9 protein-coding genes and 1 tRNA gene are annotated in these 12,577 nt (G+C 58.4%); 7 read left to right on the forward strand and 3 right to left on the reverse strand.

Features of this window, described 5'->3' with window-relative positions; all coding sequences use genetic code 11:
• Positions 1–6: 6 nt before the first annotated feature.
• Positions 7–1,119 carry an ROK family transcriptional regulator gene (locus tag Q0601_RS07810; protein ID WP_305288830.1) on the reverse strand — a complete coding sequence of 371 codons (1,113 nt, stop codon included), beginning with the start codon at positions 1,117–1,119 and terminating at the stop codon, positions 7–9.
• 143 nt (positions 1,120–1,262) lie between these two features.
• Between Q0601_RS07810 and Q0601_RS07815 the strand changes: the two genes are divergently transcribed.
• From Q0601_RS07815 to Q0601_RS07825, 3 genes are all read left to right on the forward strand, one after another.
• Positions 1,263–2,267, forward strand: coding sequence for a sugar ABC transporter substrate-binding protein (locus tag Q0601_RS07815; RefSeq protein WP_370656106.1), 1,005 nt, complete (start codon positions 1,263–1,265; stop codon positions 2,265–2,267).
• A gap of 96 nt (positions 2,268–2,363) precedes the next feature.
• Entirely contained in the window at positions 2,364–3,431 is a 1,068-nt protein-coding gene (locus Q0601_RS07820) for an ABC transporter permease (protein ID WP_305288831.1), read from the forward strand.
• Positions 3,431–4,195, forward strand: a complete 765-nt coding sequence (locus tag Q0601_RS07825) for an ATP-binding cassette domain-containing protein (protein WP_305288833.1) — start codon at positions 3,431–3,433, stop codon at positions 4,193–4,195. Before Q0601_RS07820 ends, Q0601_RS07825 begins: the two co-directional genes overlap by 1 nt.
• 26 nt (positions 4,196–4,221) lie before the next feature.
• Here Q0601_RS07825 and Q0601_RS07830 read toward each other — a convergent pair whose 3' ends face one another.
• Entirely contained in the window at positions 4,222–5,574 is a 1,353-nt protein-coding gene (locus Q0601_RS07830; protein ID WP_305288835.1) for an ATP-binding protein, read from the reverse strand.
• A gap of 34 nt (positions 5,575–5,608) precedes the next feature.
• Here Q0601_RS07830 and Q0601_RS07835 point away from each other — a divergent pair, with 34 nt between their 5' ends.
• Entirely contained in the window at positions 5,609–6,472 is an 864-nt protein-coding gene (locus tag Q0601_RS07835; RefSeq protein WP_305288836.1) for an MBL fold metallo-hydrolase, read from the forward strand.
• Positions 6,473–6,530: 58 nt separating this feature from the next.
• Positions 6,531–6,605, forward strand: a tRNA-Asn gene (locus Q0601_RS07840).
• 332 nt (positions 6,606–6,937) lie between these two features.
• On the opposite strand, the gene Q0601_RS07845 is transcribed toward Q0601_RS07840, so the two are convergent.
• Positions 6,938–7,858: a DUF1223 domain-containing protein gene (locus Q0601_RS07845; protein ID WP_305288838.1), complete on the reverse strand. Its 921-nt coding sequence runs from the start codon at positions 7,856–7,858 to the stop codon at positions 6,938–6,940.
• Between the two features lie 276 nt (positions 7,859–8,134).
• Between Q0601_RS07845 and acnA the strand changes: the two genes are divergently transcribed.
• Both acnA and Q0601_RS07855 read left to right on the forward strand, forming a co-directional pair.
• Positions 8,135–10,906: an aconitate hydratase AcnA gene (gene acnA / locus Q0601_RS07850; RefSeq protein ID WP_305288839.1), complete on the forward strand. Its 2,772-nt coding sequence runs from the start codon at positions 8,135–8,137 to the stop codon at positions 10,904–10,906.
• A gap of 131 nt (positions 10,907–11,037) precedes the next feature.
• The gene (locus Q0601_RS07855) at positions 11,038–12,549 is read left to right on the forward strand and encodes an argininosuccinate lyase (protein WP_305288841.1); all 1,512 of its coding nucleotides are present in this window, start codon (positions 11,038–11,040) and stop codon (positions 12,547–12,549) included.
• Positions 12,550–12,577 lie beyond the last annotated feature (28 nt).

A 12,577-nucleotide genomic window follows, 5' to 3' on the forward strand; every position in this document is an offset into this window, starting at 1 on the left:
ATCGCCTTACAGCAATCGGCCATTGGCCTGAAAGAAATGCGACAATGGCAGGGCCGCCGCCCCCAGTACCCGGGCGCTGCGCCCAAGGCTGCCTGCTATCACATCGGGCAGATCGATTCCTTCCGTGGGCAGTTCCGCCAAAGCCCGCCTTGTCGCCTCGACCAATCCTGTCCGGGTCGTGGCAGGAATTGCCCCGTCGATGATAATCAGAGGCAAATCCGCAAGCGATACTGCGGCAAGCGCAACATGAGCCAGTCCCTTGCCCGCCTGCTCCGCCCATTCCGCCTCGATCTTCAGGGGCGGATCCCAGCCCGAGTCATCCGGCGGCAGGGACCGCCCCAAGCGACGCTCCAGAATGGCAACGGCAGCGTGATCTATCAGCTGCCCGCCGCCCGGCAGCGACATGGATCCCACCGCCGCCGCGTTTCGTTTTGGGCCGAAACGCAGATTGCCATCCAGAACGATGCCGCCGCCCGGAAAATGCGCGATGTAGAAATGCAGGAAATCCGCCGGTAAATCCTTACGCCCGAAGATCAGTTCCGCCGCGCAGGCGGTCGTAGCGTCATTTTCGAGGATGACGGGAAATGGCAGATCGCGGGCCAACTCACCCCGAAGATCGCAATCCTTCCATGCCGCCATGTCTTCGCCCCAGTCCCAAAGCCTGAACGGGGTTGCAATGCCAAGCCCGGCGATTCGTTCTTGTCCCACTTCCGGCAGGCTGGCACGAAATGTCTCGATTCCGCGCCGGGCGAAGTCAATAACTCTATCTGGCTGATGAATACCCTGGACCTCCTGCCGGTGCAGGATGATCCGCCCCGAAAAATCCATGAGCGCCAGTTCGATCAGACGACGGCCCAGCTTCAGCCCCAGAAAATAGGCGCCTTCAGGATTCAGCTCCAACGGTGTGGACGGCTGACCCACCTTACCGCGAACAGCTTCACGTTCGTTGATGAATCTCTTATCTATCAATCTTTTGATAAGGTTTGTCATTGCCTGTGCCGAAACCCCGACAGCATGTGCCAAAGCCGTGCGCGGCATCGGCCCGTTCTTGCGGATCAACGACAGGATCGCCTTTTCATTCTCGCTCAGATTGCCGTTATTTGATCCGGTTTGTGACATTACGGGCTCCTCTCAAATCAATTATTAAATCAAATTGAGTTATTGACAAGCACCTGTTTGCAATGGCTACATAAGGAAGGCCGGGATGACCGTCCGGGCGTATAGGAGGAGAGTTACAGATGTACAGAACCGCCATGCTGCGCATGACCGTCGCCGCTTCCGTTCTTGCGGCCGGAACGGGCCTTGCCATGGCTCAGGAGCCGGTAAAGGCGTGCCTGATCACCAAGACCGACACGAACCCGTTCTTCGTGAAGATGCGCGAGGGTGCGACCGAGAAGGCCAAGGAACTTGGGGTCGAGCTTAGCAATTTTGCGGGCAGGATCGATGGCGACAATGAAACCCAGGTCGCGGCGATCGAAACCTGCATCGCCAATGGCGCGAAGGGCATCCTGATCACCCCTTCGAACAGCTCTGCCATTGTCGGGCCGGTGCAGCAGGCGCGCGACGCGGGGCTGCTGGTCATTGCGCTCGACACCCCGCTTGATCCGGTGGACGCGGCGGATATGACATTTGCCACGGATAATTTCCTTGCCGGCGAAATGATCGGAAAATGGGCCAAGGAAAGCCTGGGCGACAAGGCCGAGGATGCCAAGATCGCCATGCTGAATATCGATATCTCGCAACCCAGTGTCGATGTGCTGAGGAATCAGGGATTCCTGACCGGTTTCGGAATCGATGTCGGCGATCCGAACAAATGGGGCGACGAGGAGGATCCGCGCATCGTCGGGCACGACGTCACGCAGGGCAATGAGGAAGGCGGCCGCAAGGCACTGGAGAATCTGCTTGCCCAAGAACCCTTTATCGATCTGGTCTATACGGTCAACGAACCGGCTGCCGCCGGCGCATATGAGGCGTTGAAATCCGTCGGGCGCGAAGGCGAGGTGACCATCGTTTCCGTCGATGGCGGCTGCCCCGGCGTCGCCAATGTCGAGGCGGGGATCATCGGCGCGACCGCTCAGCAATATCCGCTGCTGATGGCCTCGAAAGGGATCGAAGCAATTGCGGCATTCGCGAATGACGGCACCAAGCCCGAGGCAAGCGACGGCAAGAATTTCTTCGACACCGGCGTCAAGCTTGTGACCGACAGCCCGGTCGAGGGCGTCGACTCGATCCCGGTTGCCGAAGGCAAGGACCTTTGCTGGGGCTGATGCCGTCACGCAGCGATCATAACGGCTCGAGGCGGTACGCCGCCTCTTTCCCGCCATATTCGCCGCAGGCCCGCCACTTCGACCAAGGAGAGGTCCATGTCCAATAGCGACAATTACGAATCCGTTGTCACGTCGGCATCACAGGATGTAGCGAAATTCGATGATCACAGGAAAGGAGTCCTTGGTCATTTTCAGCATATGCTGCATGTGACCCCCTCGCTGGTACCGCTGATCGTGCTTGTGGCCTCGATCATCATCTTCGGAATCGCCGTCGGCAGCAATTTCTTTTCGGCCTATGCCCTGACACTGATCCTTCAGCAGGTGCAGATCGTTGGCGTTCTGGCTGCGGCGCAATCGCTGGTGGTGTTGACTGCCGGGATCGACCTTTCAGTCGGTGCGATTGCGGTCTTTACTTCGGTATTGATGGGGCAGTTCACCTTCCGCTACGGGATCCCTGCCCCGATTTCAATATTGCTTGGCGTGAGCATCGGCACGGCCATCGGCGCGATCAGCGGCTGGCTGGTCAGCCGGGTCAAGCTGCCTCCGTTCATCGTGACGCTTGGCATGTGGCAGATCGTGCTGGCGGCGAATTATCTTTATTCGGCCAACGAAACCATCCGCGCGCAGGATATCGCAACCAATGCCCCTTCCCTGCAATTCCTTGGCAACACGTTCAAACTTGGCGGCGCCACCATGACGCTTGGCGTGGTGATGATGGTCGTCATCGTGGCGGCGCTGGCCTATTACCTGCGCGCGACCGCATGGGGCAGGCATGTCTATGCGGTAGGCGACGACCCCGAGGCGGCAAAGCTGGCAGGCGTGAATGTCCACAAAACGCTGATGTCGGTCTATATGCTGGTTGGCCTGATCTGCGGTTTGGCGGGCTGGGCGATGATAGGCCGTTACGGTTCAATTTCACCTTCCGCAACGACCGGAATGATGGGCAATATCCAGTCCATCACCGCCGTGGTGATCGGAGGTATCTCGCTATTTGGCGGACGCGGCTCGATCCTTGGCGCATTTTTCGGCGCATTGATCGTTGGCGTGTTCGAGCTTGGATTGCGCATGGCGGGCGCGGATGCCCAATGGACCTATCTGCTGATTGGCATATTGATCATCGGGGCGGTTTCCGTGGACCAGTGGATCAGAAAGGTGGCAATGTGATGGAACCCATTCTCAAGGGCAGAAACCTCGTCAAACGCTATGGCAAGGTCACCGCGATCGATCACAGCGATTTCGATCTGATGAAGGGTGAAATTCTGGCCGTTATTGGTGATAATGGAGCAGGAAAGTCAAGCATCATCAAAGCACTGTGCGGCGCGATCATCCCCGATGAAGGTGAAGTCTGGCTGGAGGGAAAAAAGGTTCGCTTCACCTCGCCGATCGACGCGCGCGAAGCCGGGATCGAAACAGTTTACCAGACATTGGCGATGTCGCCCGCCTTGTCGATCACCGACAATATGTTCATGGGCCGGGAAATCCGCATGCCGGGCCTGATGGGGAAATATCTGCGCAAGCTCGACCGTCCTAAAATGGAGAAGTTCGCCCGCGACAAGCTGTCGGAACTGGGGCTGATGACCATTCAGAACATCAATCAGCCGGTTGAATCGCTTTCGGGCGGTCAGCGGCAGGGCGTGGCGGTCGCGCGCGCAGCGGCATTCGGATCGAAGGTCATCATCCTGGACGAACCGACCGCCGCATTGGGCGTCAAGGAAAGCCGCAAAGTTCTGGAACTGATTCAGGATGTCCGTTCGCGCGGAGTGTCCATCATTCTGATCAGCCACAACATGCCCCATGTCTTCGAGGTCGCGGACCGGATCCATGTCCACCGGCTTGGCCGCAAGCTATGCGTCATAAATCCCAAGGACCACAGCATGTCCGACGCGGTCGCCTATATGACCGGAGCAAAACTGCCGGAAGCTGCGTGACGTCCGGAGACCTTCCGGACGGCAAGCTACCGCGGGATAACGATCTCTGCCCGCAACCCGCCAAGCTTTTCACCGCGACTGAGACGCAGCTGCCCGCCATGACCACGGACGACATCGGCAGCGATCGCCAATCCAAGCCCGGCCCCCTGTCCGCTATTACGGTTCCGCGAACTGTCAAGCTGGGTAAAAGGGCGCATCGCCGTCTCCATATCCTCTTCCGGAATCCCCGGCCCATCATCCTCGACACCGATCCGCAGACTGCGCGGTCCTAGCGCTACATCGATCTCGACACTGGTTCCATGACGTACGGCATTGCCGATAAGATTATCCAATGCGCGCCGCAGCATTTCGGGACGGCAACTTACCGGCTGCGACGATCCCCGAAGTTCAGCCAGATGAACATTCTGCCCGACACGTTGCGCAGCCGCCACGATGTCGCGCAGAAACTCAAAGGGATCGATCTCCTCTGCCGGGCTTTCCCGCGCATCGTCCCGCGCATAATCCAGAAATGCATCCAGCATGCGATCCATCTCAGCGATATCCTTTTCCATCGCCGTGATATCATCGGGTTCCGACGCCATCCCCGGCGACAACATGGACAACCCCAGCCGCAAACGCGTCAAAGGCGTGCGCAGGTCATGACTGATACCTGACAGCATCATCTTGCGCTGTTCATTCTGCCTCTCAAGCCTGCTGCGCATATCAAGGAATGCCGTGCCTGCGCTGCGGATTTCGATAGCACCGCCGGGACGATAAGGCTCGACCCGACCCCGGCCATAAGCCTCGGCCACCCGGGCAAGGCGGCGTATAGGGCGAAGCTGGTTGCGCAGGAAAATCGTTGCGATGCCGGACATCAGCAAAGAGGTGAAAATCATCAGGACCAGAAGCTGATGCGGGTTCGAGGCACTGACCCGCTCACGATCGAATGAAATCGTGTAAGGTCCGAATTTACCCGACATCGTAACCGCAACGCGCTTGTTATCCGTCGCCAGATCGATGGCGGTCACATTTGGCAGGCCGGATCGCAGCTCGCGGATCACGATCCTGCCCGAGAAATCATAGAATTTACGCGCGTCACGTTCAGCAGCTATGGCAGGCAGTTGCACTGTCAGACTCAACGGCGCGGCAACTGCCTGCGCTGCCAGCAAAGCAGCGTGCGGGTTCTCCGATCGCTCCACCCGCGTCGCGACGAAGCCCAGCTCATGCGCCATGCTGCGGGTCATCTGCTGGGCGACGTCCTCGAAATGACGCTGAAGAAACATGATGCTGACCACCAGCGTCACCACCACGATCGGCAGGAATAGGATCAATGCGGCCCGACCATAGAGACCGCGCGGGAACATGCGTTTCAGCCAGCCGTGTTCTGTTTCATTTGCCATGGTAAACCTGTCTGCGAAAATCTAGGCTAACCGGATGACCGCCATAACGAAAGAGCCGCGCTGCATTCTTGCGCCCAATCCCTCGCCCCTGACCGGGCCGGGAACCAATAGTTTCCTGATCGGTAAGGATCATGTCGCCGTAATCGATCCCGGGCCTGACGATTCAGGCCATCTCGACGCGATCCTTCAGGCTGGTGCGGGGAAAATCAGCCATATATTCGTGACCCACAGCCATAAAGATCACAGTGCGGGCGCACCGCGTCTTGCCGCCATGACCGGCGCGCCGCTTCTTGCATTCGGCGCTATGGAAGCCGGGCGCTCACCGGCGATGCAGAAACTGGCGGCGACCGGCCTTGTCGGCGGAGGCGAAGGGCTGGATGCGGGTTTCCGGGCCGATATCCTGCTGAAGGACGGTCAGGAAATATCGACGCCCGACTGGACCGTTCGAGCCCTGCACACACCGGGTCATTGCGGAAATCATTTGTGTTTTCAATATGAAGATCTGATGTTCTGCGGCGATATCGTGATGGAATGGTCCTCGACGCTGATTTCACCCCCGGATGGCGATCTGGCGGATTATTTCCGCTCGCTTGACAAGATCGGGCTGGCTACGCCGAAACGATTGCTACCCGCGCATGGAAAACCCATCGAATCGCCCGCTGAAAGGCTATCGGAGCTGGCCGACCATCGCAGGCTGCGCACCGCCCAGATCCTGAACGCCCTGTCGCAATCCCCCGCAAGCGCCCAGGATCTTGCCCGGCGGATATATGACATCGCCCCGATGCTTCTTCCTGCCGCAACCCGCAATGTGCTTGCCCATCTGGTCGCACTCGCGGATCTGGGAGCTGTGATTTACGATGGCGATCTTACCGCCGATACGATTTTCCGGACTGTATGAAAATTGTCGTATTGCCTCTGGACGACCATGGAACAGATTGCTATATCCCGCCTCGTGTTCCGGCGTAGCTCAGCGGTAGAGCAGTTGACTGTTAATCAATTGGTCGTAGGTTCGATCCCTACCGCCGGAGCCAACAAAAACAAAGGCTTAGCTAGAAATAGCTAAGCCTTTGTTTTTTTGAGATAAACCATCGACACTTCGCGCCAGAAAAACGAATTGCAGATGCTGAAATGAAAGCTGCAAGCGCGCAGATTGAAGCGGCTAAGGTGACACACGCATTCCCGTGATTGCAGTGGTCACGTCAGTGATCGCAATTCTGATCACTGCGCCGCTATAGAGTTGAACTGCCTACATACGCCGACCACGGCGAACAAAATATGGAGCAGTATTACGACAACACGGCTGCGAACGTTTCAACCGACGCGAGAAGGACGCGCAGCGTGGAGAATGCAGCGCCCCCTCGGTTTAATCCAAAGTAATGGCGGCGATAATCTGACCCGGGATTTCCTGTCCCCCAAGATCCTCCTGCACCAGGATGACATGCCTGGTATCTTTAGGATTACTTCTTTCGGGTTGCTCCTCCTGGCGTATATTCAGCCGAAGCGGCGTTCTGCCGTCCCAGTCGGCAAGCTTGTCCATCGACAGAACTACATTGACATAATTCATGCTACGCCCGCGATTCTCGCCGGCCTTGATCTCGACGGTCCGGCTGGGAACATAGCTGACCAGCAGAACATCAACCGGATTCGCCAGTTCCGACAGCGGCACGATCTCGATACTATCGCCCTGTTGCGTGGTTTCGCGGTTCAGGCTGACAAGCGCCGGTGTGACCCGATGCGCGTCGATCAGCCCGGCAAGCTGCGCCGGACCGGGCGCGACGGCGGTATCCTGTCCGTCAATGATGAGTTGCGGTGTGTAGACCGAACGTTCGCCTGCGGCACGGGCATATGCCTCTTGCCGGCTGGTGAATTCGGGGCTCGCGAAACTGTCTTCCCAGCCAAGATAGTCCCAGTAATCCACGTGCAGCGACAATGGCAGCACGCCCGGGTCATCTGCCAATGCGCTCAGCATATTGTCTGCGGCGGGACAAGAGGAACAGCCTTGCGACGTGAACAGTTCAACGACGATTGGCGATGTCGAGGGATTGAAATTGTCCAGAGGCGGCGGGGGCGCATCTCCGCTGGCGAAATTGTTGAACCCTGCCGATTCGGGCATTTCATATTGCCTGTCGGATGATGGCGCGGACCGGCCCGGATCAGTCGGCGCCGTGATCAGCGGCGCCTCCGGGTCCTCGGGCACGGTCGGTTGCTGGGCGGACAGGGGCAGTACACCTATCGTCCCGGCAAACATGACGGCCAGAAACATTCTGCTGGTGCCTATGCGCATCTTCGGGTCCGCTTGATCAGATCTCATCTCCATGCATAGACCCATGTGGCGGCCAACACCAAATCAATGCTTTGTTAGCCCAGTCACCTGATTATGGACAAGTGTATGCTTCATTATGGACAAGTGTATGCTTCAGGGCTATTGAGCAAGCCGTCAGATTATGGCATGCCATTGCATACAATTGAGGTGCATTACCCTTGCAGAACCTTTTTGCTTCAGGCAAAGCAGGGTGAGACTCATGCCCGACCCATCCATTTCGCAGACAGGGAGGCCCTGATGCCCATCCAGACCGGAACCGATACCTCCAAGACCCGCCGCAAGCTGAAAGCTGGCGGTAAAGAGGTTTCCTATTACTCCATTGCAGCCGCATCCGACGCCGGACTTGGCGATTTTTCCAAACTTCCGGCATCGCTCAGGGTGGTGCTGGAGAACATGCTCCGGTTCGAAGATGGCGGGCGTACCGTCAGCCAAGACGATATCCGGGCCTTTGCCGAATGGGCCGCGAAGGGTGGCCAGAACCCGCGAGAGATCGCCTATCGCCCTACCCGCGTGCTGATGCAGGATTTCACCGGCGTTCCGGCAGTTGTCGACCTTGCCGCGATGCGCGACGGCATCAAGGCGCTTGGTGGTGATGCGCAGAAAATCAACCCGCTGAACCCGGTCGATCTGGTCATTGACCACTCGGTCATGATTGATGAATTCGGCACCCCCCGCGCCTTCCAGTTCAATGTCGAGCGTGAATATGAACGCAATATCGAACGCTATCAGTTCCTGAAATGGGGTCAGAAGGCGTTTCAGAACTTCCGCGTGGTCCCGCCGGGAACCGGCATCTGCCATCAGGTGAACCTTGAATACCTGGCGCAGACGGTCTGGACCGATACCGACCAAAACGGCGAAGAAGTCGCCTATCCCGATACTCTGGTCGGCACCGACTCCCATACAACCATGGTCAACGGCCTTGCCGTGCTGGGCTGGGGCGTCGGCGGGATTGAGGCCGAGGCAGCGATGCTGGGGCAACCGATCTCTATGCTGATCCCGGAAGTCGTGGGCTTCAAGATCACCGGTTCTCTGCGCGAAGGCGTTACGGCAACCGACCTTGTGCTGAAGGTCGTGCAGATGCTGCGCGAACATGGTGTGGTTGGCAAATTCGTGGAATTCTACGGCGACGGACTGGACCATATGCCCCTGCCCGACCGCGCCACCATTGCCAATATGGCACCGGAATACGGTGCCACCTGCGGCTTCTTCCCGATCGACGACGAAACTCTGCGTTACCTGCGTCAGACGGGCCGCGACGAGGATCGCATTGCACTGGTCGAAGCATATGCCAAGGAGAACGGCTTCTGGCGCGGCAAGGATTACGACCCGGTCTATTCCTCGACGCTGGAACTTGATCAGAGCGATGTCGTGCCCGCGATCTCGGGGCCGAAGCGCCCGCAAGACCACGTCCCGCTGACCGCTTCCGCTTCTGCTTTCCGCAAATATATCTGCGACACCCGCAAACTGCCCGAACCCACCGGTACCGCCACCGGCAGATGGAATGCCGAAGGTGGCGCACCCACCCCCAACGATCTGCCGGGCCATCACGATGGCTATAAGGACGGCACGGTCGAGGGTGAGGATTACAGGCTTCACGACGGTTCAATCGTGATCGCGTCGATCACCTCCTGCACCAATACATCGAACCCCTATGTGCTCATGGCCGCCGGACTGGTTGCCCGTAAGGCGCGCGAATTGGGACTGAACCGGAAACCCTGGGTGAAAACCTCTCTGGCGCCGGGTTCGCAGGTCGTTCAGGAATATCTCGAGGCCGCCGGGCTGCAGGAAGATCTGGATGCCATCGGCTTCAACCTTGTCGGCTTCGGCTGCACCACCTGCATCGGCAATTCGGGCCCGCTTCAGCCGGAAATCTCGAAATCGATCAACGACAACGACCTTGTCGCCGTCTCGGTCTTGTCCGGCAACCGCAATTTCGAGGGCCGGATTTCACCGGATGTGCGCGCCAATTATCTGGCATCGCCGCCTCTGGTCGTGGCATACGCGCTTGCCGGGGACATGAATATCGACCTGACGACGGAACCGCTTGGCACGTCGAAAGACGGCAACCCGGTTTACCTGAAAGACATCTGGCCGACGACGAAAGAGGTCGCCGAACTGGTTGAGTCCATCGTTACCCGTGAGATGTTCCAGGAAAAATATGCCGATGTCTTCAAGGGCGATGAACGGTGGCAGGCTGTTGAAGTCACCGACAGCGAAACTTACGACTGGCCGCCGACATCGACCTATATCCAAAACCCGCCCTATTTCCAGGGCATGTCGAAAGAACCCGGAACCATCAGCAATATCAGTGGCGCCCGCATTCTCGCGCTGCTGGGCGATATGATCACCACCGACCACATCTCGCCCGCCGGCTCCTTCAAGCCTGATACACCTGCCGGGAAATACCTGACCGAACGTCAGGTTCCCGCCCGGGAATTCAACTCCTATGGCTCGCGTCGCGGTAATCACGAGGTGATGATGCGCGGCACATTCGCCAATATCCGCATCAGGAACGAGATGCTGGATGGCGTCGAGGGCGGCTATTCCAAGGGGCCGGACGGTCAGCAGGCCGCGATTTACGACGCTGCCATGAGCTATGCCGAACAAGGCACTCCGCTGGTGGTGATCGGTGGGGCCGAATATGGCGCCGGTTCATCGCGTGACTGGGCTGCCAAAGGCACCAATCTGCTGGGCGTGACAGCCGTGATCGCGGAAAGCTTCGAGCGTATTCACCGTTCGAATCTGGTCGGGATGGGCGTCGTTCCATTCGAATTCACCAATGGCGACACCCGCAAAACGTTGAAACTGACCGGCGACGAAACGGTGACGATCACCGGGCTGGAGGGTGATTTCAAACCTCTGTCACTGGTTCCGGCAACGATCACCTATGCCGACGGCACCGCGAAAGAGATCCAGCTCAAGGCTCGCGTGGATACCGAGGTCGAGATCGAATATCTCAAGAATGGTGGCGTGCTGCATTACGTGCTGCGCAATCTCGCCGCGTCCTGACTTGCCGGAAATTTGTAATGGCGGCCTCCGATACAGATATCGGAGGCCGCTTTTTCTTGTGGTAAACCACAATTGTTACCCCGCTCACTTCCATGTGATCATTGTGGCGCAAATGGGAAGAGGGGAAGAAAATGATCCAACAGCGTAACCTGTCGATGTTGGCCCGGTCGCTTGCCTTGGGGACTGCTTTGGCCGGATCCATTTCGACTGCACAGGCCGAGGAACGCGACGAATTCTTCTGGTTGGGGGAAATCAACAAGGCCAGCATCATCATCAACAGTGATGAAGGTCTGCTGCCGAAAGAGGACACGCCCGGAATAGCCAGCGCGTTGCAAGAGGTCATCGACGCGGGCAATCAACCCGATGGAGAACGCCCCAGCGCAGTCATCAAATTCGAACCGCTCTGGATCGAGGCGGGCGGGCTTGAGGTCACGCTGGTACATGCCGGGCGCTCAAGTCAGGACATGCACGCCACTTACCGCGCGGCGATTCAGCGCGACAAGCTGCTGGAACTCGCGGATCAGTTAAACAAGACATCCGCCACGATGATCGGTCTTGCCGCCAAGCACAAAGACACCATCGTTCCGAATTACACCAATGGCGTCGCGGCGCAGCCGAACAGTTTTGCGCATTATCTTCTGGGACATGCCGCCGGGCTTGACCGCGATGCCCAGCGCATCCGTGAAGCCTATGCACGAATCGACCGCTCGGCCATGGGCACAACGGTTCTGAATGGCACAAGCTGGCCTTTGAACCGGCAGCGCATGGCGGATTATCTGGGCTTTGCCGCATTGGTGGATAACGCCTATGACGCCTCGCAGATCTCGTCGATGGATCAGCCGGTCGAGGTGGCGCAGATCGTCACATCCATCGCGCTTCATACCGGCAATTTCATCGAAGACATAATGACGCAATATGCCCAGACGCGCCCGTGGATCCTGCTCGAGGAAGGGGACGGGAATACCTATGTTTCCTCTGCGATGCCGCAGAAACGGAATCCGGGCCTGCTGAACGACACCCGCAGCGCCGCCTCGCGGACGATTGCCTTGGCGACCGGACCTGTCTTTCAGACCCATAATCTGACGCCCGGAATGCCCGACCCGAAGGAGGTGGAAGACAATTCCGAAATCGTCGATGCCGCAATCACTACGCTGGAGGAGTTCGAAAAGGTGCTGAACGCATTGGTCATCAATTCCGAACGGGCGCTGGAAGAGGTGAACAGCGACTGGACCGCCTCGCAGGAGGTTGCCGATATCCTGATGCGGGAGCATGGCCTGCCCTTCCGCGAAGGCCATCATGTCGCCTCGGAAATCGTCACCCATGCCCGGAACGAGGGCATCGGCCCGTTGGACTTTCCCTATAGCGAAGCGCAGCGCATCTATGCCGAGACGGTCGAAGGCACGGACTATCCGCAGGAACTGCCTCTGAGCGAAGAAGAGTTCCGCGCCGCGTTGGATCCTGTCGCGATCATCGGGAACCGCGCGACCATAGGCGGACCGCAGCCCAGCGAGATCGAACGGATGCTCAAGGACGCACAAGACCGTATCGCCGCACAGGACACATGGACTGAGGACAGGCGCGGACATATCGACGCCGCACTTGCGAAACTGGATCAGGAATTCTCGGCCCTGCTCTCCAGGTGATCCCGGGATGCCGGCGGGAAATGCCGCC

It is taken from the genome of Paracoccus wurundjeri, assembly GCF_030678915.1.
GTDB classification, from domain to species: domain Bacteria; phylum Pseudomonadota; class Alphaproteobacteria; order Rhodobacterales; family Rhodobacteraceae; genus Paracoccus; species Paracoccus onubensis_A.